The following is a 24,871-nucleotide window of genomic DNA, read 5'->3' as shown; positions in this document are numbered from 1 at the left end:
ATACAGATGAGTATTGTAAAAGAACCAAAGGAATTATTGTTAAAGTCAATTGAGGAAAACAAAGAATTATACGTGCAGGTCAGTCAGGAAATCCATAATAATCCTGAAATCGGCAACCAGGAGTTCTTCGCTAGTGCAAAACATGTAAAGCTACTACGTGACGCCGGCTTCGAGGTAACTACTTCCGTTGCAGGCCATGAAACATCCTTCTACGCTATAAAAAAGGGAGCAAAAGAAGGGCCAACCGTAGCTTACCTTGCAGAGTATGATGCCCTTCCAGGACTAGGTCACGCATGCGGGCATAATATTATCGGAACAACGAGCGTTGCAGCTGGAATTGCCTTAGCAGAGGCCCTCCCTCTCACAGGAGGAAACGTAGTCGTTCTTGGGACTCCCGCTGAGGAAGGTGGACCAAATGGAAGTGCAAAAGGAAGTTTTGTGAAACACGGTTTCCTTAAAGATGTTGATGTTGCACTAATGATTCACCCTTCTGGTAAGACTTCTTTAACTGGTGAAACACTGGCTGTGGATCCATTAGATTTTCATTTTCATGGGAAAGCAGCACATGCATCTGGATCTCCAGAGAAAGGAATAAACGCTTTAGACGCTGTCATTCTTTTATTCAATGGCATTAATGCCCTTCGTCAGCAGCTTCCAAGCAATGTACGTATCCATGGAATCATCACCCACGGTGGAGATGCTCCAAACATTATTCCTGACTACGCTTCTGCTCGCTTCTATATCCGAGCAGAAAGCTGGAAGAAAACAGAGGAAGTAGCAGAAAAAGTCCATGCTATTGCAAATGGCGCAGCACTTGCAACAGGAGCCTCTGTACGAATTGAGCGATTCCAAAACGAGGTTCAGGACTTTGTATTAAATTCTAAATTAGATGAAATTCTTCATGAAGAGCTTGAGGCAGTAGGAGAGTTTGTCCATACAGAAAAACGAAAAGGCAAAGGATCAACAGACGCTGGCAACATCAGCTATGCTGTCCCTACTGCCCATCCACATATTAAAATTGGTCCAGATGATTTAGTAGGTCACACCATCGAGTTCCGTGAAGCTGCCAAATCCCAGCTTGGCGACGAAGCACTAATTAAGGGAGCTAAGGCTCTAGCCAATACCGGCTATCGCATCCTAACAGATGCTGAACTGCTTCACAACGTACGAAAGGAATATGAAGAAGCGCTAGCTAAGAAGCAAGATTGAGATGAATACCTGATTCGCTGAATGATAGCCTATGGTTAAATGGTGAAGTTTTGGCATTTGGGTAGAAGTGTTGCAGTAGCCGCTGAAAGTATTGTACATGGGCAAAGTGTTGCGGGAATGACTTCAAGTGTTGCGCATTTTACCCGAAGTGTTGCACTAAATGGAAAGTGTTGCACTTACGGCTTGAAGTGTTGCATCAATCCAAGTATCTCACTTTACCAATTGACTTCCTCTTGCCTCCCCCTGTTTGAGGAAGTCTACTAAACTATTAATTTCCATCAGTCGATAGGTAAAAAAAAATCCGCCCTTTATGGGGCGGATTTTTTGTCGCGCGCTTTCATATAGCTAGCATACCAAAATCCAAATGTCAGAGATGCAGCATCTAATATATAAATCCACCAACGATGAGTATAGCCTGCATACACAGATGCTGCGAAGAGAGCGACTGTTAGTAGCAAGGCCACATATCGATTAAAGGTAATTCGAGTAAATAGCACAACTAACAAAGCAGGTGCAACAATCGCAAGTATCACTTGTGTTGGTATAGATAAAGTTTCCATTGTTTCTCCTACCTTACTAAGATTAATCCTAGTCTGTAATGGTCATGTCTAAACAAAACATGCTGTCTCAATCGAAGCTCTCCATTATGATCCAATACTTCTAATCTACAATGGGCTGCATTGATTTGAACAGCTTCATAAAGCTCTTGCTCATCTGTTACTTTTTGTCCGTTTACTTTAACTATACATTCTCCAATTTTTAAGCCCATCTTTTCTGCTGGAGAGTCGGAAAGCACACCAGCAATCATTACCCCATTTGATTGCGGAGACACAGCAAAGGAGCCATTACGCTCTCTTCTATACTCAACAAAGGATATTACTAGTCTTCCTATTACTCCCAACGCCAAAGCTATTAGACTGATAAGTGGTTCTATATAGCCTACCGCTGCTACAACTGTCACGATTATTCCTAATTGCCACACCTTTTTTCCGTACTTAGGGAAAAAATTCTCTGCCAGCGAATGTCTGCTTTTTTGTTGAAAGCCTATTACAAAAGGAAACAATATTAAAGAAAATGTAGACTCTCCTAAAGTAAACTGTGGCCAAAACGGTAGATATGTATGTATAACATCTCCAGGTATGACTAATAGAATCGGTAACAACCAAAGTCGTTTAGTAACATATTCCATTGCCTCGCTGCCTCTTGCCGTTTTAACCAATCTAGGCGAAGCATTTGTCGCTCCATGCTTTTGGATAATATAACCCTCTGCTATCAGCAATAAACCCGCTAAAATAGCAATTGGAACAATGACTTGTCCATCTATATCTTGTCCAACAATCTCCCATGAAAATATTTCATAAGACCAATCATAGAAAAACATGATATAAAAAGTAGCTACCGCTAAGGCAATTGCATAAATTGCAGAACCGGCCTGATACATAAAGAGTAGAACAAATAAAATCATCCATACACTATAAACCATTAACCAACTGGACGGTATAACCAATCCAACCGCCACACTAATTACAGATATAATAATTGCCCATACATAACCATCTAGCAAAAAATGCTTGGCCTCTGTCCAACCCCAAAGTATTCTCGCTCGAAATTGTTTTCTCTCTCTCTTCACCCGAAAGTATCCGATTAATACAGAAAAAAGAAGTGTTATATAAACAGCTGGATGAAGGAAGAAACGTCCAATCCCTTTTGCCAATTCTATTAATATTTCTTGTACCATACGAATCCTCCTCGCTTACAACATAGTCTTCCTATTATTGTAACAAACGAGGAGAACTTCCGTATAGGTTTATTGTCTCAAGTTACTTATTTAAGGTGTGAATTATATAACTTACACCCATTTGAAGCTGCTGATCATTCTCTTTGCGCGCCTTATACTCATTAATTGTGTTCGTTAAATCCTGAAAGAACGTCTCATCTAGCTTCGAATTAATTTCTAGTTTATTTTGCTCTCTATATTTATCTATGGCTTCAACAGTAGCTTCATCAAAATAACCGTCCTTGCGTGATATGTTGTAGCCTAATCCACTAAGAATTTGTTGTACGTACTTAATTTCATCTCCATAATCTCCTTGGTGGAACTCACCATGATAATATTTAATATCTGTATTGAATAACTCATCCTGCTCTACCTTCAAATCTGCCTCTATCCCCTTATGATGAATCCATTGTTGCTTTGGAGTTAACCACTTATGGGTAGAGATTTTTAACTTTCCGCCATTAGACAAAGGATGGGTTTCTTGAACAGTACCTTTACCAAAGCTTGTTTCTCCTACGATCATGGCACGATTATTATCTTTTAATGCTCCGGCCAAAACTTCACTTGCAGATGCGCTACCTCCATTTTGCAATAAAACAACTGGTAGCTTGTTCAGATAAGGGGTATCCTTATTTACCGTATTCAACGTTTCTAAAACACCTTTAGCATCTTGCATGTAAGCAAATGTACTTCCATTTTGTAGAAGGGTTCCTATAATAGAAGAAACGCTAAATAAATAACCTCCAGGATTACCTCGGACATCCACAACTAGTCCGTTTATTCCTCGCTCGACTAACGCTTTTGTTTGTTTTTCCCACTCTTCTGCCGTTTTCTCTCCGAATATTGTGATAGTAACAATACCGATAGATTTTCCATCAACCTCTAGTACTTCACTGGAAACAGTATGCAACGCGATTGTCTCTCGTTTCATATGTAACTCTACATGACGATTTTCGCTTGGACGATATATCGTCATTTTAAGACTACTGCCTTTGTCACCACTTAATAATCGAACTAATTCAGCCATAGATTTCCCATCTACTCGTTCACTGTTCACCCGCACGATTTCATCCTGAGGCTTCAAACCTGCTTTGTAAGCTGGAGAGTCTTTAATGGGAGCTACAACAATAAACTTACCGCCAGAATTCATAATTTCTACACCAATACCAACCCGTTCCTCAGCTAAAGAAGATTCTTGCGTCTCCGCTTCCTCTTTCGTTAAATACGAAGAATGTGGATCTTCTAAAGCTTCAGCCATGCCTCTAATTGCACCCTCTACTAATAACTTTTCATTCTTCGAGAAAACAGCCTCTTTTTTTATTAACTGATACGCCTCATCAATCACTTGACTACTACTAACGTTACTTTTCTCGGACTCTGACGATTTTCCAGACATCCATAAATACCCTAATACCAATACAATGGCTAAAATGAATCCAAATAAAATAATCCGATTTTTGCGCAAGTTCAACCTCCTAGTTTTCCACTAATATATGTGAGGAAAACGAAGTTTAATACTTGCCCAAAAATCAGATTCTTATTTTAGTTTATCGACATAATCTATCAACATTTGCTCATCCATAGGACCTACTATCTTATTTTGAATGATACCGTTAGTATCGATCATGTATGTAGTTGGAATAGGAATTATCTTGTACGCATTTTCTACTCGGCCATCCTCGTCCAAGGGTATTGGAAAGGTCAGACCATAATCATCGACAAAGGAAGTAACCTTATCTAATCCATGATCATTGCTAGTAAGGTTGACTGCTAAGATCTCCACATTATCTTCATCAGTCATATCCTCGTAAAAGTTTTGCATATGCGGCATTTCTGCCTTACAAGGCGGACACCACGAGGTCCAAAAATTTAACACTACTTTCTTTCCTTTATAATCAGATAACGAAACTTCTTTTCCATCTAATGTGGTTAAAGTGAAATCTGGAGCTTGATCACCTTTACCAGTCCCTTTATTTGCTGGGTTCTCTGCCATATCCGTTCCCATTTGTTCTCCTTCAAAAGGATCTTCCTTTTCATCAATATTGTTTTTTACAAATGATATAGTAGCAATCGCTATTAAGAAACCTATAACTAGTAATCCAATTATTTTTTTCACACTTAACCTCCACTTTACTTATAAAATATTATTATTTTAATTATATGCATAAATCCTAATAGATACCATTCGATAGCTTATGTTTTTTCCAAATGTGTACAAAATAAGACTTCTATGAAGTTTAAAATATATAAAAATAAGCATCCAATTATATAATAATTGAATGCTCACTATAGTTTTACTTTTATAAAGAAATGTATCTCAATGGATTCACTGAGTTACCTGCCATACCTTCCCAATATCCTAAATGGATTTCAAAGTGAAGATGTGGTCCAGTGGAATTACCTGTAGTTCCGATTGCTCCGATACGTTGCCCTTTAGAGACAACTTGTCCAACTCCTACACCTATACTGCTTAAATGAGCATATAATGAAGTGAAAGTTTGACCATCAATAGAATGAGTCACCATAATTACATTACCGTATGTGCTTAAAGGTGATGCATACGATACGACTCCATCAGCAGCCGATAATACTGGTGTCCCAGTACTGTTGGCAATATCTATACCATAATGCATTTTTCCTTTACCGTAAATCGGATGCATTCTGTATCCATAACCAGAGGTAAAGCTTCCTGATGCAGGTTTAGTCCAGTTACCAGCTGAAACGGCAGGAATTGCAGTTGAAGATCCGCTAGCAGCTTGCTGACGTTGACGTTCTGCAGCCGCTTTTTTCTTTTTCTCTTCTGCTGCTTTTCTAGCTATTTCTGCTTGACGCTTTTGCTCTGCAACAATTTTATCTTGAATCGCTTTATCTAGGTTTAAAACTTCTTCATATTCTGTTTCCATTTGTTCTTTGTCTTCCAGAAGTTTAGCTTGTTCAACTTCTAGTTGATCTACTAATGTGCTCTTAGAAGATTTTTGGCCATCTAAATTAGCTTTTAAGGAGAGAAGCTGATCTTTACTTGCTTCTTGCTCTTGACGTTTCTTCTCTAGGCTTGCAGTTTGCTCTTCAAGTTCTTTTTTATCTTCTGACTGTTCTTTTAGAATTTTACGGTCAGCTTCCATCAATGTATTTACTGCTGAAAAACGGTCAATAAAATCTACGAAGCTATTAGCTCCAAGTAATACGTCTAAATAATTGACTGATCCGCCACTAACTTGAACAGCTCGTATTCTTTCTTTTAGCAATTCATCGCGAGCTGCAATTTTCTGTTCCAACTCAGCGATAGAAGCTTTTAATGCTTCGATTTCACTTGTAGTCTTTTCAATCTCACTTAAAACCGCTGAAATACTTTTTTCAGTTGCCATGATTTCATTATCCAACTTTTTGATTTGAGCCATTATTTGATCAATTTTAGACTCATTAGTATCAATTTTTGTTTCAGTTTCTTTAATATTCGATTGAATAGAACTTTTCTTTTCTTGAATGTTCTGTTGTTCTTTTTTAAGGTCGTTCAATGAATTGGCAAGAGCGCTTGGTGTGTTAAATAGTAGCGCTCCGGATGCAGCTATTGCGACAATACGCAACACCCATTTGGATTGTCTTCTCAAATCTTATTGCTCCTTTCAAGATACCTTCTTATACTCGTAAAAATTTTCTAACTGACATGAAACTACCCCAAATACCGATTAAAACTCCCATTAATAGAATTAATGCGTTTAATTGATAAATAAATGGGGAAAACTCTAGTAAATTAAATAAATTTCCTAGCTCTAATTTCGGCTGTAATGCATTATAAAGATTATAGTAAAGCACCGTAACTAACGTGATTGGTACAATCGCTCCTAAAATACCAAGCCACATTCCTTCTAATATGAATGGGATACGGATAAACCAGTTTGTAGCTCCAACTAGTTTCATAATCTCTATATCTCTTCTTCTAGCAACAATCGTTATTCGAATTGTATTCGAGATTAAGAACATAGCTGTAAATAATAGAGCAAGGATTAACACTACGCCCACGTTTCTACCCATGTTTAACACGGAAAATAATCGTTCTATTTTTCCTTCTCCGTAACTAACCTCAAATGTGTTATCTAACTTATCGATTTCCTTCGCAATCGCTTCAGTTTCTTGAGGGTCTACCGCTTTTGCATAAAATACATTATGTAATGGGTTTTCTTGCTCATATAACTCTAAATCTGACCCAAAATCCATAACCAGTTTCTTTAATTCTTCTCCCTTAGTCGCGTATACTAGCTCTGCAACACCCGGAATATTTTTAATGTCTTCTTGTAGCTTAGCAATGTCTTCTTCACTTGCTGTCAATTCAACATAAATTTTTACTTCAACGTCTCTTTCTAGGTCGTCTGCTACTTTATTTAAATTCATCATAATCATGACGAACACGCCTACCAGTAATAATGTAACAGTAACAGCACTGACGGATGCAAATGTCATCCAACCATTTCTGCTGATACTTTTTAAGCTATCTCTAAAGTGTCGTCCTGCTGTTCTAGCCTTCATATCCGTAATCTCCTCCGTACTCGTCTCGAGTGATTAAGCCACCCTCAACTACAATAACACGGTGTCGAATTGTATTTACAATTTCTCTATTATGAGTTGCCATAACAATTGTAGTTCCTCGGGAATTAATCTCTTCAAATGTGTTCATAATTTCCCATGAAGTTTCGGGGTCTAAATTTCCGGTCGGCTCATCTGCAATTACTAGTTTAGGAGTATTAACAATGGAGCGCGCTATGGAAACACGTTGTTGTTCTCCACCTGATAGCTCAGTCGGGAACATTCTTGCCTTATTTTTTAGTCCTACTAGCTCCAATACGTCCATTACTTTTTTACGGATCACCTTAGGGGATTCCTCTATTACTTCTAAAGCAAAAGCAACGTTTTCATACACGTTTAGTCGAGGAAGTAGTTTGAAGTCTTGAAAGACAACGCCAATTTGTCTTCTCAAGTAAGGTACATTTTTGTTTTTTAAGGTTGCTAAATTCATACCATTGACTATGATCGTACCTGACGTTGGGCGCTCTTCTCGATACATCATTTTGATAAATGTCGATTTTCCTGCTCCACTTGGTCCAACTACGTACACAAATTCGCCCTGCTTAATATTTACGTCGATCCCGTTAGCTGCAACAATACCATTAGGATATTTTTTATAGACGTTAGTCATTTCTATCATTTTATACCACCTAATTACTTTCTTTTATTAAATACAACAATGCTTATTATAACACTTGATGTCTTTCTTAATGTTACAAATAGATTTCATTTTGTAGGTAAATTTAGTCAGAAAAACTAAAATATTAGCGATTTTTCAGTTTTTTTAGTGTTTTTTACTCAGTTACAAAAGGACTATACCCTTTATTTCTACACATTCTTTCATAATTCCTGCTATATTTTCTTGCCAGAGAAAATATTTACAACTACAGGTTTATTTCTCCAATATAGTTAACATTCTGTGAAAATCTACAAATAAAGCTATGAAGTTGGGATAGTTTCTTGGAGCGAATTTTGGGTGTGGTGTGAGGGGTTTTGTAATATTTCTGGTATTTTTTGGGCGGTATTGAGTGGATATTGGAGTTTTATGGGATGATGATAGGTGCGTGTTGCTGGGATTTAGGCGACACTTTGCTCTCTTTATGTGCGTTTCGCTGGAGGTTAGGTTACACCTCTAGAAACAATTAGAGTAATTCAACCTTATGGGCGTATACCTGAGATTTATGGGACACATCCACCTACTTAATGGGCGCTTTCCTCTTACTTATGGATCATTTCTCTCAACTCTATGGGCACTTTTCAACCTTACGGGCGGATAACTCGCATGTATAGGACACTTCGACATATTTTATGGGCGCTTTCCTCTTACTTATGGGTCATTTCCCTCATCTCTATGGGCACTTTTCAACCTTACGGGCGGATACCTGAGATTTATGGGACACATCCACTTACTTTATGGGCACTTTCCTCTTACTTATGGGTCATTTCCCTCAACTCTATGGGCACTTTTCAACCTTACGGGCGGATAACTCGCATTTATGGGACATATCCACTTACTTTATGGGCGCTTTCCTCTTACTTATGGGTCACTTCCCTCAACTCTATGGGCACTTTTCAACCTTACGGGCGGATAACTCGCATGTATAGGACACTTCGACATATTTTATGGGCGCTTTCCTCTTACTTATGGGTCATTTCCCTCAACTCTATGGGCACTTTTCAACCTTACGGGCGGATAACTCGCCTTTATGGGACATATCCACCTACTTAATGGGCGCTTTCCTCTTACTTATGGGTCATTTCTCTCAACTCTATGGGCACTTTTCATCTTTACGGGCGGATACCTGAGATTTACGGGACAACTTCACTTACTTTATGGGCGCACTCATCTAATTTATGGCGCACGTCCTCTAATTTTTGGGACACCATCCCCTACACTATAGACACATTCCCACAAAAAAAACAGCTACCAATAAAAGTAGCTGTGTGTCCTACTATCTTATTTCTTCTCCGCTAACCATGCAGCAACTGCTTCTGCATCTGCGCCTTCAATAATTTTACCTGGCATTGCGCCTCGACCATTTAAAATAACATCTAAGATCTCATCTTCTGATAAGCGAGAACCTACATCAGCAAGTGCTGGGAAATTACCTTGTCCTTCTAAATTTCCGCCATGACAGCTAATACATTTAGAATTTACAATTTTTTCAGCATCTACAGACGCGGTTTCAGTTGAATCAGTTGCACCAGTGTCAGTTGTGCCAGTATCTTTTGCTTCGTCGTCTCCACCGCCACAAGCAGCAAGCATAAGACCTGCTCCAAAGATAACAGCTAATAATTTTTTATTCATTTAATGAACCTCCCTCAACATTATGAATGCACTCATATTATACCAAATTTAGTACCTTTTGAAACCTTCTCCTAATACCTCATAGGCATCAGAAACTATTACAAATGCAGTGGGGTCAATGGTTTGAACCACTTGTTTCATCTTTGTGAACTCAGTCTGATACGCCACCACCATAAGGATAGATTTCTCTTCATTGGTATATCCACCATATGCAGGTAGTTTAGTTACCCCTCGATCAATCTCCTTATAGATAGCATCTCTAACTTCGTCCTGTTTATTCGTAATGATATAAATCATTTTCGATTGGCTAAATCCTAGCTGCACAATATCGATTGTTTTAGTAGTTACAAATAAACCTATTAAAGCGTATAAAGCTTGTTCAATATCAAATACTACGGCAGCACTCAACACTATTAGGCCATCGATTAGCAAGACACTTCTCCCTAAAGAAAAGCCAGTATATTTGGTTATGATTTGAGCTGCTAAGTCTGTTCCGCCTGTTGATGCGCCGCCTCTAAAAACGATTCCTAAACCTAGGCCAACCGTAATACCACCGAATAATGCACCTAACAAAGGATTATACGTCCATGGTTCCCAGCTTGCAGTTAGCAAAACTACTGCAGGTAAAACTAAGGTTCCTACAAAAGATTTAATCCCAAATTTTGCACCAAGAAATATTAAGCCTGCGATAAACAAAGGAATGTTAAAAGCATATTGAACAAGCCCAGGCTCCCAGCCAAAAACTCCTTTTAAGATAGTACTTATCCCACTTACTCCGCCTGAAGCAACCTGGTTTGGCAAAAGAAAGACGTTAAAGCCAAGTGCTATAATGGCAGCACCAATGATGACATATAAATAATCTCTAACATTCGCCATCCAAGGAGAAATTTCTTTATGAACTCTATTATTTGTCGTAGTAGTCATTACTATTCCTCTTTCATGTAAATTCTTTTATTCAACCTGAAATAGTATAACAACAGAAAAGATTTTTGTGAACTTTAGCAAGATGGTGTATTAACAGGCTACTTGCACAAAATAAAAAAGCGTATCTAAAATAAATTAGATACACTTAAATTACCAGCAATTATTTACTAATAGATTGTGCTTCCTTATAGGTTTCGTCGATATAGTCCGAAATGGCAAGCTGATCCTCTGTGATATTGACTAAAGTTGCATTGATTTCCTCGACAGTAGCTGTGCTTTCTTCAATGATTGCAGCAAACTCTGTTGTACTTACATTGATGGATTCGCTGTTTTCAGCAATTGTTTCAATCTCTTTTAAATAGCTTGTTAATGATAACTGAAGCGTCTTCATCGTTTCAAACAGACCTTTGAAGGACTCATTGGATTGTTCCGCTGTTTCGGCTTGTGTGTGCGTTTGTGCTAACCCTAATTTCAGCTTTTGAAGAGCAGCCTCGTTAAATTTATTGACATTGTTAAGATTGTCATCTATCTTCTCTACTGTTTGATTGGTTACCCCTGCAAGTTTTCGAATCTCTTCAGCTACTACAGAAAATCCTTTGCCATGCTCTCCAGCTCTGGCAGCTTCGATAGAGGCATTTAATGCTAATAGATTTGTTTGCTCTGTAATTTGTCGAATATCTTTAGCAAATTGATTTGTTTCATTAATTTTTTCGAACAAGTTTTGAAATGTTTCATTTAACTCTTCAAAAAAGATTGTAAATTGGGTGATATCTTTTGTCATTTCTGCCATCACTTTTGAGCCCTCTGAAGCATCTTGCCCAGCAGATTCTGCCTTTTGAACAATTAGCTCTAAGTTGTTCGCCATTTCTTTTACTGAGCTGCTAGTTGCTTCAGTGTTTCGTACTATATCAGACACATGATCTGCCTGACGTTGAGCACCGACACTCACTTCCCCTACTGCATATAGCATCTCCTGCTGTGCAATATTAGCGGATTGTGTGCTTGTGCGAATCTGTTCTAAATTGGTTGAAATGACATGCACTGCATTTTGTAATTTGTCATTCAAGAGATTGTCTTCTTGAGCTTTAATGGCAGCTTCTTCCGTTAACTGCTGCATCTTCCCGAATAAAGATTTACTTTGAGTAACTTGTAGGTAGACGCCTAAAGCCATTATAAATTGTATAAAGAATACATTAATTGTCTGTCCAGCAAATAAATTTGGTTCATCCATTGCAACATTTATATATAAGGCAATAGCAGATAAAATATAGCCATATATAAATACAAAACGATCATTATGTATACTACTTAATACGAGTACAAAAAACGCTAAAATAACTGTTGCTAAACTGATTATATTGAAATACGCATTACTTACTGCAACGATTGTGGCTGCTAAAATTATAATATAAGGAAATAATTTAGCTATTTTCATTGATTTTTTTGCTAAAAAATAAAAAATGATAGAAGCGCCTACAGGTATACCTATTGAAAAAATAATTACAGACTTTGCTTGAATAATGATTTGAACTAGTAGTCCAAGCCCACCTGCTAATGCAAATGCTAAATAAAGAATATTATTTTTCTTTAATAAATCCTTCTGCTTTAAATCATCAATGTTCATACTTTTTCCTCAATTCAATTAAAATAATAAAAAACCCCAACTATTTTATTATAGCATGGGATTTTTTACCGTCTATTAATTTATTTTGGAACGTAAGTAGGCATGAATAAACGGGTCAATTTCCCCATCAACGACTGCATGGACATTTCCACTTTCCTCATTGGTACGGTGATCCTTAACCATGGAGTATGGGTGGAATACATAGGAACGAATCTGACTTCCCCATCCAATTTCTTTTTGTTCTCCACGAATTTCAGCAAGCTGAGCTTCCTGTTCTTCGATTTTTAATTGGTACAGCTTTGATTTTAAAAGCTTCATTGCGTGCTCACGGTTTTTAATCTGTGAACGCTCTGATTGGCATGTTACAACCGAGTTAGTTGGTAAGTGAGTGATACGGACAGCGGAGTCCGTTGTATTGATATGCTGACCACCTGCACCAGTTGCACGATACGTATCAATTTTCAAATCTTCTGTGCGGATTTCAATTTCAATCTCATCCGTAAATTCAGGCATTACCTCACACGACACGAAGGACGTATGGCGACGACCAGATGAATCGAACGGTGAAATACGTACTAGACGATGTACACCCTTTTCTGCTTTTAAGTAACCATAGGCATTGTGACCTTTGATCAGTAACGTAACCGATTTAATACCTGCTTCGTCTCCTGGCAAGTAATCGATTGTTTCTACTTTAAAGCCACGTTTGTCTGCCCAACGCTGATACATACGTAAAAGAATTGAACCCCAATCTTGGGATTCAGTTCCACCAGCACCTGGATGTAATTCTAAAATAGCATTGTGCTTGTCGTATTCCTCACTTAAAAGAAGTTGAAGCTCAAACTCTCCCAGTGCAGCTGTAAACTCTTTCAGCTCACTGCCAAGCTCCTCTTGCAATTCTTCATCAGGAACTTCTTTCAATAACTCTAACGTCATTTCTAAGTTTTCTTGTGTAGACATAAGGTCGTTGTATTGCTCCACTATGCCTTTTAAAGCGTTTAACTCATTGATGACCTTTTGAGCTCCTTGGGAATCATCCCAAAAGTCAGGGAAAGTCATTAATTCCTCTAGCTCTTGTATACGAACCTCTTTGTTTTCTAAGTCAAAGAGACCCCCTAAAGTCATTTAACTTGCCCGCCGTACGGTCTAATTCATTTCTTACAACTGAAATTTCTATCATTTTTTATTTCCTCCGAATATCTCTATTATCTAACTGCTCCGTGGCAATTTTTAAACTTTTCTCCACTACCACATGGGCATGGTTCGTTACGTCCCACTGTTGCTTGCTTGCGAGCAGGTTTTTTCTTTACAGGACCGCCTTCTTCTTTTGGATTTACAGCTTGCCCTTTTGCAACCTCTTCACGCTCTAAGTTGTTACGAATTTCTGCTTTCATCGCATATTTAGCAACATCTTCTTGGACTGACTCAACCATTGCCTCGAACATTGCAAAGCCTTCACTTTGATATTCGCGAAGCGGATCTGTTTGACCATATGCACGTAAGTGAATCCCTTGGCGAAGCTGATCCATTGCATCAATATGATCGATCCATTTCGAGTCAATTGAACGAAGCAGTACAACTTTTTCAAATTCGCGCATACGTTCAGCTGTCATTTCTTCTTCTTTTGCATCATAGAAGGAGATAACTTCTTCTTTAATCTTCTCAATAACTTCTTCTTGAGAAAGATTTTCTAAAGTTTCTTGCGTAATAACACCCTCTGGAAGCATATTCGCTTGAATATAATCCTCTATCGCTTTGTAATTCCACTCTGCTTTGTTTTCTGCATTAGTGTGCGTAGTTACAAGACGCTCAATAACAGCGAAAATCATGGTTTCCACTAGGTCACGCATGTTTTCTGTTTCCAGAACTTCATTACGCTCTTTGTAGATGATTTCACGTTGCTGACGTAATACATCATCATATTGCAGCAATCGCTTACGAGAGTCAAAGTTGTTACCCTCTACTCGTTTTTGAGCAGATTCTACCGCGCGTGACACCATCTTAGATTGGATTGGCTGTGAATCATCCATACCCATCTTAGACATCATATTACGCATATTATCTGAACCAAATCGACGCATTAATTCATCTTCCATAGAAAGATAGAATTGTGTTACCCCTGGATCTCCTTGACGCCCTGAACGACCACGTAGCTGATTATCAATACGTCTAGATTCATGACGCTCTGTACCAATGACAGCTAAACCGCCAACTTCTAGTACTCCATCTCCAAGTTTGATATCTGTACCACGTCCAGCCATGTTAGTGGCAATCGTTACAGAACCAAGATGTCCAGCTGTTGCAATTATTTCTGCCTCATGCTCATGGTTTTTTGCATTTAATACATTATGCTTAATGCCATGCTTTGTTAACAGCTTGGAAATGATTTCAGAAGTTTCAATGGCAACAGTACCAATCAGTACTGGCTGCCCTTTTTTATTTCGTTCAGCAATATCTGCAGCAACCGCTTCAAATTTCCCATTCATAGATGCATAGATTAAATCGGCACGATCATCTCTAGCAATTGGCTTATTCGTTGGTATCGCTATAACATTCATATTATAAATGTTACGGAATTCCTCTTCCTCTGTTTTAGCTGTACCAGTCATCCCTGACAGCTTGTCATACATACGGAAAAAGTTTTGGAACGTAATTGTAGCCATCGTCATAGATTCATTTTGAACCTCTAACCCTTCTTTTGCTTCAATAGCTTGATGCAAGCCATCACTATAGCGACGACCTTTCATCAAACGTCCAGTGAAGGAGTCAACAATTACTACGTCCCCATCTTGCACCACATAATCTACATCTAGATGCATAGAAACATGCGCCTTTAAGGATTGATTAATCGCATGGTTTAAGCGAACATGGGTTAAATCAAACAAGTTATCTATACGGAACGCCTTTTCAACTTTTTCCACACCTACATCAGTCAAAGTAACACCTTTTGTTGATTCTTCGTACGTGTAATCTTCTTCCTTCGTTAACGTACGAACAAAAGCATTGGCTTGCATATATAAAGCTGCAGCTTTGTTAGCCTGTCCTGAGATAATTAAAGGAGTTCTTGCTTCATCGATCAAGATTGAATCGACCTCATCAATTACAGCATAATGAAGCGGACGTTGTACTTTTTCTTCTTTATAAAGCACCATATTGTCACGAAGATAATCGAAGCCAAGCTCATTATTGGTTGAATAAGTTACATCAGCAGCGTAAGCTTCACGTTTTTCATCTTTAGAAAGAGAATTTAAATTCAATCCTACCGTTAAACCTAAGAAATTATATAATTTACCCATCTCTTCCGCATCACGACTAGAAAGATATTCATTGACAGTTACTACGTGTACGCCTTGTCCACTTAACGCATTTAAATAAACAGACATCGTGGAGGTAAGTGTTTTACCTTCCCCGGTTTTCATCTCTGCTATATTGCCCTCATTTAATGCAGCAGCACCCATAATTTGTACTCGGAAAGGATACAGACCAAGTACTCGTCTAGCCCCTTCTCGCGCAACAGCAAATGCTTCTGGTAGAAGCTGGTCTAATTTCTCTCCACCGACAAGTCTTTCACGGAATTCAACTGTTTTTGCACTTAATGCTTCGTCAGAAAGAGCTTCCATCTCTCCTGCTAATGCTTCTACTTTATCTGCGATTTTTTCTAATCGTTTTAACTCGCGTTTATTTAAATCGAATACTTTATTCAGAACGTTAAGCATATTATATTCACTTCCCATTTAGTCTTACTCTCCATTTTACCATTCGTTACAAAGTCACGCAAATGAGTAACACAAGAAAAGCGCAACCGCCTATCTCTGCCCCGACAGGCAAATGGAGAAAAGTGAGGAGGCAGCTCCTCAGCCACCGGAGCTTTTACCCATTTGACCCCGAGGGGCAAGGCGGTGGAGCTAGACATCAAGAAAAGCGCAACCGCCTATCTCTGCCCCGACAGGCAAATGGGGAAAAGCGAGGAGGCAGCTCCTCAGCCACCGGAGCTTTTACCCATTTGACCCCGAGGGGCAAGGCGGTGGAGCTAGACATCAAGAAAAGCGCAACCGCCTATCTCTGCCCCGACAGGCAAATGGGGAAAAGCGAGGAGGCAGCTCCTCAGCCACCGGAGCTTTTATCCATTTGACCCCGAGGGGCAAGGCGGTGGAGCTAGACATCAAGAAAAGCGCAACCGCCTATCTCTGTCCCGACAGGCAAATGGGGAAATGCGAGGAGGCAGCTCTTCAGCCACCGCAGCTTTTATCCATTTGACCCCGAGGGGCAAGGCGATGGAGCTAGACATCAATTTATCCCCTGATACACTTCCTACCCAATATTAAAAGCTCTTCTCAAGTAACGAGAAGAGCTTTGTCGCTTTTTGTCGATGCCCTATAGACCATTCATATGTGGCACAGAAAGCTTCATTGATGTATTTAGTTTGTTTCGATTAAACCGTATTTCCCATCTCTACGTTTATAAACAATATGAGTACCCATTGAGTCTGCATCAGTGAAGATGAAGAAGTTGTGACCAAGCATGTTCATTTGTAAAACTGCTTCTTCTTGGTCCATTGGTTTTAAATCAAATTGTTTAGTACGGACGATATTGTATTCGTCTTCTTCTAAATTTGAAACTGGTGCATCTGGCGGATCGATTGCAGCGAAGTAAGCTCCAACCCCTTCACGCTCACGGCTTTTACGATTTACTTTAGTTTTATATTTACGAATTTGACGTTCTAATTTATCTACTATTAAATCAATAGCGGCATACATATCAGTATGACGTTCTTCCGCTCTTAAAGTTAAATTCTTCATCGGGATTGTCACTTCGACCTTAGTTTGTTTGTCATTGTATACCTTTAAGTTGACATTTGCAGTCGCTTGAATTTCCTCGTTAAAGTATCGACCAACTTTTTCGATCTTGCCCTCAACGTAATCACGAATTGCAGGAGTCACCTCAAGGTTTTCTCCACGAATGTTAAAGTTTAGCATGTAAACTCCTCCTTTAATTTAACTCTATATAATATTTCTACAATCCCTATTTAATATCCTTCTTTTTAAGAAATAAAATAATTATTTTTTGTCGAATCTTGTCACATCTTTGGGTTTATTTTCCACTTCTTTTCTCCGGCGAGCTTTCAGTTCATTAATAATTCTTTGCTCCGTGTCATGATCCCCAACTAATCGTACTCCGTATTCGAAGAAACCATGTACACTCTTCTTGCACCAAACAAGCTCACCTATCATATCTAGCTGGGTCTCATCAATAATAAAACTTATCTCAATTCGCTTTATTAGCTCGATAGCAATGGATAGCTCTGTGACCATTCGCAAGCCATTCGGGCTTATATCTACGATTTGACAGTTCCCCTTATTAGAGAATTCAGCAGGTTGGTCACCTCCCGATTCTTTTATTAGACGAAAAGTTGCTTCAGTAGGTTCACCAAATGTGTACCGAAAATATTCATTTCTTTTATATTGCATACTATGTCCTCCCACAAGAACCAATAATAACCTTCTATTTTTCTTCATTATGACTAATAAAGAATTTATTTACAAGAAATTATTCGACTGCTAGAGGTATATGAAAATAATGTTGCTATTACTTTTATACCCTAATTATGTATTTTAAACACTTTGATATTCCATACTATAATTCCGCTTATATTGGAGTTATAAGTGGTAATCATAAGTCAGAGAAACTTTAATGGGTGTGTTGTCGCCATAGTCATATAAAAAATCATAAAGCTTAGAAAAAGAAAACCGCTGATATATTAAATGCAAACCATCCTAGTGTGATTAAAACTATTATTATATGAAGCTATAAAAAAATACCTTATCGACTAATCCGATAAGGTACCTTGTTATATGTTTATTTATTTGCAGTCATCGTTACATCTGCTACTCGTTTAGCTCCAACAAAACGTTTGCCCCAATAATATGGATCGCTTAGCTTATCTACCTTTACACCTTTTGAGCTTGAAGAGTGAATAAATTTCCCGTCTCCAATATAGATGCCAACATGCGATACGCCTTTACCAGATGTATTAAAGAAAACTAGATCCCCTGATGAAAGATCGTCCTTTTCTACTTTTGATCCTTTTGCATACATACCTGCGGATGATCTTGGAAGATTAACTCCTAAATCATCAAATACGTAACCTACAAACCCTGAACAATCAAATCCAGCAGTAGTAGTTCCGCCTCCGCGATATTTAATGCCTATTAAGTTTTTAGCAGTGGATACTAATTCAGATGAATCTATTGAGCTAGAAGCTTCAGTATTAGCTGCATATGGAATTGTGACTAAAAGCATAGATAAAATAATTATACCAATGACTTTTTGCGATATAGACTTCAAGTTCATGTAGTTCCTCCGACGTCATAAATTTTCTGAAAACTTAACTATATTCATCTTATCACTCTTTAAACCTTTTTTATTTTACAGTTATGTAACATTTTCATTACAAAAGACGTCTAATGTAATCAAAGAAATTTCTTGTTAAATTTGGGACAACCCTTGATACATAAGGTTTTCAATAAAAAACCATCGACAATTGTCGATGGTTTCTTCGCTAAATATAGATGTAAAATCTGTGAAATCTTCTCTTAATCTGTGTTTAGGACAAAACGAATAATTTTATTCATCTCTGCATACTAAAAAAATAGGTAGTTATAAAGTAGGAGGAATAAAATATTTAACAAATTAAAAACAGCGTATAAATCTCTCTTTGGAGGCTGCTGTTTAAACAAATAATGACGATCATATCGAAGGATAATCATTTACACTGACAAATCTGAATATTAAATGTAAGATATACTAATAAATAAGAAAAGAAAGGGTTGAGCGCTTCAATGGACTTAGGCCTCCAAAATAAACGTGTTATAGTGACGGCATCAAGTAAGGGCTTAGGAAAAGCAACCGCTTTACAGTTTGCACAAGAAGGAGCAAAGGTGCTTATCTCTAGTCGCAATGAAGAAGAATTAAAGGTAACCATGGAGGACATTAAACAACATAGTTCCAATCCAAATATCTTCTACACCGTTTGTGACGTTACGAAGGAAGAGGATATTGCTCAATTATTTAAAGAAGCAGAAACTAAGCTTGGTGGAGTAGACATTTTAGTCAATAATGCTGGTGGCCCATCTCCAGGAGGATTCGGACAAGTAACCGACCAAGACTGGATGGATGCATTTGAAAAAAATCTCCTTAGCTATATACGTACCATTCGACAAGCTATTCCATTCATGCAAGCACAAAAATTCGGTAGAATAGTAAACATTTCGTCATCTTCTACTAAAGAAGTATTAGATGGTCTAATTTTGTCGAATACCTTCCGATTGGGTATGGTTGGTTTGTCTAAAAGTATTGCAAGAGAATATGGCAAGGATAATATTTTGATTAATACCGTTGGACCAGGGCGCATTCAAACAGATCGCGTAACAGAGCTAGATGAAATTGCAGCAAAGAAGCGTGAGATAACCGTAGAAGAGGTTCGAGAAGGGTTTAAACAAATCATTCCGATGGGCAGATATGGAGAGCCTGCTGAATTTGCAAAAGTCATCACGTTTTTATGCTCTGAGGCAAATACTTATATGACAGGCCAAAGCCTAGTAATTGATGGTGGAATGCTGAAGGCATTATAAAATGAGGAAGAAGACTGGAGTTTGTTCCAGTCTTTTTTTATTGCATTTGGAACATAAGAAAAAATGCCTCCATCTAAGAATGGGAGGCATTTCCTTTGTTTTAGACTATGTTAAAGTTATGGGTTGATTTTTAGATTTATTTTAAAAAGGGACTCTAAAGATTACGAATGGGATAATTCAAATGACTATTCCGAACATAAATAAATTATGAAGTGGGTTAGAGTTATTTTTATCGATTTTTTTATTCCTAAATAGAGCTTGAAGATGAAAATAAATTCGTCTCCATTTATCGATTGGAGCGAAAGACGGCGACTCCAGCGGGATGAGGGAGACAGATAAGACATCACAACCACGCGCGCTAGCGATGGGTGATGGCTTATCGCTCACCCCGCGGAAAGCGTACGGCTGGCGCGGAAATCAATTCTACTTTCTGACTTAGAGAATTATGCATTATGACTCAACCCTAATCTTTAATATAGCTTTATTTTACTACCATTTTTATTATATTTTCAGATGGGTCTTTTGTGTAGAAGATCTCGTTCTCTTCTAGAACAGAAATATTTTTTTCACGCAAATTCTTTACCGCTGTGTCTCTTTCTTCTATAGAAGGATAAATAATATGGAACGCCTCTAATCCTGACATATCCTCAGATGCAGGGTGTGCTCCAGCTCCAGCCCAAGTGTTCAAGCCAATATGGTGATGGTACTTTCCAGTGGACATAAATAATGCACCAGGGTAAGGAGTAACTACTTCAAATCCCAATAGCTCATAAAAATCTTGTGCTTCTTCTATATTCACCACTTGTAAATGTATATGCCCCATCACTGTTTCTTTCGGTAAACCATTCCACTCGGTGTTTGCCCCCGCAGCTAAAATAGCTTGCGCATCAATTGCTAAAGTGTCCATGGCAACTGCACCCTTTTCCCAATTCCATTCTGTTTCTGGTCGATCACTATAAATTTCAATCCCATTCCCATCTGGATCATTTAAATACAGTGCTTCACTAACTAGATGATCTCCTGCACCAATTCGAATTCCATTTTCCGCAAAGAATCTTAATACAGCTCCTAAATCCTCGCGACTTGGCAATAATAATGCAAAATGATAAAGTCCCGTCGTTTTTGGCTGCTTAGGTATTACATTTTCAGGCTGCTCAATAGATATCAAAGCTGTTTTGCCATCAGCAGTTAGCCATACTTTATTCCCTTGTCTATCTAATACCTTAAACCCTATTACTTCTTCGTAAAATTTAAGTGATTGCTCTAGGTCAGTTACTTTTAACTCGACTAGTTCTACATATGTAGATGGTTTTTGATGGAATTTCATAATTTATTAGCTCCTCTTTTTAAGTTACTTTTCGTAAGTAATTATATTTTAATTACCTACTTAAGTCAACTACTCTTTATTGTAGGAAAACATTGCACTGATATTAGTTTTGGAGAATGACCTCCACGTTATACTACTCGTATCTTCCTTACCGGTCATATATTTCTGTGAACGGTTATAAATCTTCCTCGAACGGTTATATTTTTCTCCGAACGGTCATAAATCTCCGCGAACGGTTATACTTCTCTCTGAACGGTCATAAATCTCTCCGCTCGGCTATATACTTCTACTGCCATTGCTTTGACAATGCATTCTTCCTTTCTCAAGTCTGTACCTAATCCTTTACACTATAAAAGCCACTAATCCGCTTCGATTAGTGGCTTTCTATTTATACAGCGGCAAACTTCTTTTCCTCATAAGCTTTGATATGGTCTTCGTATTGGAAGGTTAATGAGATTTCGTCCCAGCCGTTTAGAAGCATCTTCTTTTGGTAGGGATCGATTGGGAATGAATACGAGACTCCATCCTCACCCACTATTGTTTGCTCCTCTAAATTTACTTCTATTGAGTAATTTTCTTTACTTAAGATGGCTTCCACTTCCTCTACTGATAATTTAATAGGAAGAATGCCGTTTTTCATGCAGTTGTTGTAGAAGATATCCGCAAAGCTTGGTGCGATGACGACACGGAAGCCATAGTCCAGGATCGCCCATGGGGCATGCTCACGTGAGGAGCCGCATCCAAAGTTTTCATGAGCCACTAGAATAGTGGATTCCTTATAACGCTCGTCATTTAGGATAAAATCTGGACGTTCGTTTCCTTCTGCATCGAAGCGCCAATGGTAGAAAAGATATTTTCCGAATCCTGTGCGCTCGATTCTTTTAAGAAACTCTTTGGAAATAATTTGGTCTGTGTCAACGTTTTTTCTATTTAAAGGTGTAACGATACTATTAATTTCATTGATGGGCTCCATGTTTTTTCCTCCTTAAGCAGGCACTAGTTGAAATTTTCGAACGTCTACAATATGTCCTTCGATAGCTGCAGCAGCTGCCATAGCTGGACTCATAAGATGAGTTCGCGCTCCTGCTCCTTGTCTGCCTTCAAAGTTACGATTAGATGTGGATGCACAATGCTCTCCAGCGGGAACGATGTCATCATTCATCGCTAGACACATACTACAACCGGATTCACGCCATTCGAAGCCTGCTGCCTTGAAGATTTGGTCGATGCCTTCCTCTTCCGCTTGCTTCTTCACGGTTTGCGAGCCTGGTACTACTATAGCTTTGACGTTTGGATGAACAGTGCGCCCCTCTATTATTTTTGCTGCGTTGCGCAGGTCGCTTAAGCGAGCGTTCGTACAAGAACCGATAAAGACATTACTAATTCGAATATCCGTCAATGGCATACCTTCTTGCAGTCCCATATACGTAAGTGCTTTTTCATGTGCCTGCTGATCGGAAGCATCTTGGAAGTCTGTTATATACGGAATGCTTTGGGACACTCCAGAGCCCATCGAAGGGTTTGTTCCCCAAGTGACAAATGGCTCAATTTCATCTGCATCGATTTCCACTGTTTTGTCGTAAGTAGCTTCTGGATCAGACGCCAAGGCTAGCCAGCGTGAAGCTTCCTGTTCAAATGCTTCACCTGTTGGGACGTATTCTCTGCCTCGTAAAAACTCGACTGTTGTCTCGTCTGGGCTAATCAAACCTGCTCTCGCTCCTGCTTCAATCGACATATTACAGATGGTCATGCGCTCCTCCATCGTGAGTTTCCGAATAGCTTCTCCGGTATATTCCACGATGTAGCCAGTTCCCATATCAATTCCGAACTTGGCGATGATAGCTAGGATAATATCTTTTGCTGTTACTCCTATGCCTAGCTCGCCATTCACTTTAATTTGCATTGTTTTTGGTTTAGCCTGCCAAAGAGTTTGAGTCGATAAAACATGCTCTACCTCACTTGTACCGATACCAAATGCGATGGCACCAAAGGCACCGTGTGTGGAGGTATGACTATCTCCACACACGATTGTTTTACCGGGCTGCGTTAAGCCTAGCTCTGGGCCGATAATGTGAACAATTCCTTGGTCTGGATGTCCGATATTTGCTAAAGGAACTCCGAACTCATCACAGTTTTGCTGTAACGTATTAATTTGTTTACGAGCAATTTCATCTTTAATTTCTTTTTGATTTCTCGTTGGCACATTATGATCCATCGTTGCGAAGCAAAGGTCTGGGCGGCGTACTTTACGATTATTTAAGCGCAAGCCCTCAAACGCCTGGGGAGACGTTACCTCGTGAAGCAAATGAAGGTCGATATAGAGAAGGTCTGGTTTCCCCTCTTCTTCGTATACAATATGTTCATCCCAAATTTTCTCGATAATCGTTTTTGCCATTTAGTCCCTCTCCTTTTATACGTATGAATACATAATGCTTTCTGAAACAAATTCTGAGTCTAATTCATCTAACACCTTGTCAGTCCATTCACTTGTGGATAGAACTCGCTTCCCGTTCGTCTGCAAGTCTCCTGTAAAGTAACCGTCGTTTAGTACATTAAATACCGCTTCTTCGATAGCTGCAGCCTCTGTTTCCATTTGGAAAGCCTCACGGATCATCATGGCAGCAGATAGGATGCAGGCAGCAGGGTTCGCTTTGTTTTGACCTGCAATATCTGGTGCAGAGCCATGTACCGGTTCATAAAGACCGAAGCCATCGCCACGAGTGCTCGCAGATGGTAGCATTCCTAGTGAGCCGGTGATCACAGACGCTTCATCGCTTAAAATATCTCCAAACATGTTTTCCGTTACGATGACATCAAAAGCACCAGGCTTTGTGATAAGCTTCATCGCAGTTGAATCGACTAGCATATGCTCTACCTCAACGTCCGGATAGCCTTGTTTTTTCTCTTCCACAATCTCTCTCCATAGTTTGCTGGAATCCAGTACATTTGCTTTGTCTACAGAGGCTAGCTTACCTCTTCGGCTCCGGGCAAGCTGGAATGCCGTGTCTACAATTCGCTCAATTTCAGAGCGAGTGTAGACTAAAGTGTCCAATGCATAATCTTTCGTTTTCTTACGAGGCTCTGCAAAATATAAGCCGCCAGTAAGCTCTCGAACAATTACCATGTCAACATTTTCAGCGATTTCCTTTTTAAGTGGAGAAGAATCTAGTAGAGCTGGAATAGCCTTCACTGGACGAATATTCGCATAAAGTCCGAAGTGCTTACGGATTGCCAATAAACCTTTTTCAGGGCGTAAATGAGATGGGTTTTGATCCCATTTAGGTCCACCTACCGCACCTAATAGGATGGCATCACTATCACTGCATAAGCTGATCGTTTCTTCTGGCAGTGGATTTTGACAAGCATCAATTGCTGCTCCGCCGATTAACGCAAATTGCAGATTAAATGTATGATTATATCGCTTTGCAATTGTTTGAAGCACCTTTACCGCTGCCTCCGTAACCTCAGGACCGATTCCATCACCAGGTAATACCGTTATTGTTTTTTCCAT

The 24,871-nt window shown here is 38.9% G+C and carries 21 protein-coding genes; 2 read left to right on the top strand and 19 right to left on the bottom strand.

What is annotated here, in order from left to right; translation table 11 throughout:
* Nucleotides 1–6 precede the first annotated feature (6 nt).
* Nucleotides 7–1,209 (top strand): M20 family metallopeptidase, encoded by a 1,203-nt coding sequence (locus tag NSQ95_RS05015; protein WP_340884660.1) that lies wholly within the window; start codon nt 7–9, stop codon nt 1,207–1,209.
* Between the two features lie 308 nt (nt 1,210–1,517).
* Here the strand turns inward: NSQ95_RS05015 and NSQ95_RS05010 are convergent, their stop codons facing one another.
* The 15 genes from NSQ95_RS05010 to NSQ95_RS04940 all read right to left on the bottom strand — a co-directional run bounded on the left by NSQ95_RS05010 (nt 1,518) and on the right by NSQ95_RS04940 (nt 18,753).
* Nucleotides 1,518–1,769: a CsbA family protein gene (locus NSQ95_RS05010; RefSeq protein ID WP_169361045.1), complete on the bottom strand. Its 252-nt coding sequence runs from the start codon at nt 1,767–1,769 to the stop codon at nt 1,518–1,520.
* Between the two features lie 8 nt (nt 1,770–1,777).
* The gene (locus NSQ95_RS05005) at nt 1,778–2,947 is read right to left on the bottom strand and encodes a PDZ domain-containing protein (protein WP_342560438.1); all 1,170 of its coding nucleotides are present in this window, start codon (nt 2,945–2,947) and stop codon (nt 1,778–1,780) included.
* A gap of 82 nt (nt 2,948–3,029) precedes the next feature.
* On the bottom strand, nt 3,030–4,451 hold the full coding sequence (locus tag NSQ95_RS05000; RefSeq protein ID WP_340884666.1) for a S41 family peptidase: 1,422 nt from the start codon (nt 4,449–4,451) through the stop codon (nt 3,030–3,032).
* A gap of 72 nt (nt 4,452–4,523) precedes the next feature.
* Nucleotides 4,524–5,102, bottom strand: a complete 579-nt coding sequence (locus NSQ95_RS04995; protein WP_342560437.1) for a redoxin domain-containing protein — start codon at nt 5,100–5,102, stop codon at nt 4,524–4,526.
* Nucleotides 5,103–5,286: 184 nt separating this feature from the next.
* A complete protein-coding gene (locus NSQ95_RS04990; protein ID WP_340884672.1) occupies nt 5,287–6,594 on the bottom strand; it encodes a peptidoglycan DD-metalloendopeptidase family protein in 1,308 nt (435 codons plus the stop codon).
* A 28-nt stretch (nt 6,595–6,622) separates the two neighbouring features.
* Nucleotides 6,623–7,510, bottom strand: coding sequence for a permease-like cell division protein FtsX (ftsX, locus tag NSQ95_RS04985; RefSeq protein ID WP_342560436.1), 888 nt, complete (start codon nt 7,508–7,510; stop codon nt 6,623–6,625).
* Nucleotides 7,500–8,186 (bottom strand): cell division ATP-binding protein FtsE, encoded by a 687-nt coding sequence (gene ftsE / locus NSQ95_RS04980; RefSeq protein ID WP_340884677.1) that lies wholly within the window; start codon nt 8,184–8,186, stop codon nt 7,500–7,502. The genes ftsX and ftsE overlap by 11 nt, the downstream gene beginning before the upstream one ends.
* Nucleotides 8,187–9,503: 1,317 nt before the next feature.
* Nucleotides 9,504–9,854, bottom strand: a complete 351-nt coding sequence (gene cccB / locus NSQ95_RS04975) for a cytochrome c551 (RefSeq protein WP_340884679.1) — start codon at nt 9,852–9,854, stop codon at nt 9,504–9,506.
* A gap of 48 nt (nt 9,855–9,902) precedes the next feature.
* Nucleotides 9,903–10,730, bottom strand: a complete 828-nt coding sequence (locus NSQ95_RS04970; protein ID WP_342560788.1) for a YitT family protein — start codon at nt 10,728–10,730, stop codon at nt 9,903–9,905.
* Nucleotides 10,731–10,938: 208 nt separating this feature from the next.
* A complete protein-coding gene (locus NSQ95_RS04965) occupies nt 10,939–12,402 on the bottom strand; it encodes a methyl-accepting chemotaxis protein (RefSeq protein ID WP_342560435.1) in 1,464 nt (487 codons plus the stop codon).
* A 75-nt stretch (nt 12,403–12,477) separates the two neighbouring features.
* Nucleotides 12,478–13,579 (bottom strand): peptide chain release factor 2 gene (gene prfB, locus NSQ95_RS04960; protein WP_340886063.1). Its coding sequence is split into 2 segments (ribosomal slippage): nt 12,478–13,506 and nt 13,508–13,579, totalling 1,101 coding nucleotides; the frame shifts between segments, so codons are not numbered across the junction.
* Nucleotides 13,580–13,607: 28 nt separating this feature from the next.
* Nucleotides 13,608–16,118 carry a preprotein translocase subunit SecA gene (secA, locus tag NSQ95_RS04955; protein WP_340886066.1) on the bottom strand — a complete coding sequence of 837 codons (2,511 nt, stop codon included), beginning with the start codon at nt 16,116–16,118 and terminating at the stop codon, nt 13,608–13,610.
* A gap of 702 nt (nt 16,119–16,820) precedes the next feature.
* Nucleotides 16,821–17,378 (bottom strand): ribosome-associated translation inhibitor RaiA, encoded by a 558-nt coding sequence (gene raiA / locus NSQ95_RS04950; RefSeq protein WP_251552802.1) that lies wholly within the window; start codon nt 17,376–17,378, stop codon nt 16,821–16,823.
* Between the two features lie 81 nt (nt 17,379–17,459).
* On the bottom strand, nt 17,460–17,870 hold the full coding sequence (locus NSQ95_RS04945; RefSeq protein ID WP_342560434.1) for a PilZ domain-containing protein: 411 nt from the start codon (nt 17,868–17,870) through the stop codon (nt 17,460–17,462).
* Nucleotides 17,871–18,258: 388 nt separating this feature from the next.
* On the bottom strand, nt 18,259–18,753 hold the full coding sequence (locus NSQ95_RS04940; RefSeq protein ID WP_169358843.1) for a C40 family peptidase: 495 nt from the start codon (nt 18,751–18,753) through the stop codon (nt 18,259–18,261).
* 488 nt (nt 18,754–19,241) lie between these two features.
* On the opposite strand from NSQ95_RS04940, the gene NSQ95_RS04935 reads away from it, so the two are divergent.
* Nucleotides 19,242–20,033 carry an SDR family oxidoreductase gene (locus tag NSQ95_RS04935; RefSeq protein WP_340884688.1) on the top strand — a complete coding sequence of 264 codons (792 nt, stop codon included), beginning with the start codon at nt 19,242–19,244 and terminating at the stop codon, nt 20,031–20,033.
* Nucleotides 20,034–20,514: 481 nt separating this feature from the next.
* Here NSQ95_RS04935 and NSQ95_RS04930 read toward each other — a convergent pair whose 3' ends face one another.
* The 4 genes from NSQ95_RS04930 to leuB all read right to left on the bottom strand — a co-directional run bounded on the left by NSQ95_RS04930 (nt 20,515) and on the right by leuB (nt 24,871).
* Entirely contained in the window at nt 20,515–21,360 is an 846-nt protein-coding gene (locus tag NSQ95_RS04930) for a VOC family protein (protein WP_340884690.1), read from the bottom strand.
* Between the two features lie 388 nt (nt 21,361–21,748).
* Complete coding sequence (leuD, locus tag NSQ95_RS04925) at nt 21,749–22,333, bottom strand: 3-isopropylmalate dehydratase small subunit (RefSeq protein WP_340884693.1); 585 nt, start codon at nt 22,331–22,333, stop codon at nt 21,749–21,751.
* Between the two features lie 12 nt (nt 22,334–22,345).
* Nucleotides 22,346–23,755, bottom strand: coding sequence for a 3-isopropylmalate dehydratase large subunit (leuC, locus tag NSQ95_RS04920; RefSeq protein ID WP_340884695.1), 1,410 nt, complete (start codon nt 23,753–23,755; stop codon nt 22,346–22,348).
* Between the two features lie 15 nt (nt 23,756–23,770).
* Nucleotides 23,771–24,871, bottom strand: a complete 1,101-nt coding sequence (gene leuB, locus NSQ95_RS04915; RefSeq protein ID WP_340884698.1) for a 3-isopropylmalate dehydrogenase — start codon at nt 24,869–24,871, stop codon at nt 23,771–23,773.

Origin of the sequence: Psychrobacillus sp. FSL W7-1457 (assembly GCF_038593405.1) — a bacterium.
Taxonomy (GTDB): domain Bacteria; phylum Bacillota; class Bacilli; order Bacillales_A; family Planococcaceae; genus Psychrobacillus.
The sequence above is the reverse complement of the archived record's forward strand: the minus strand, read 5'-3'. Positions and strand labels throughout refer to the sequence as shown.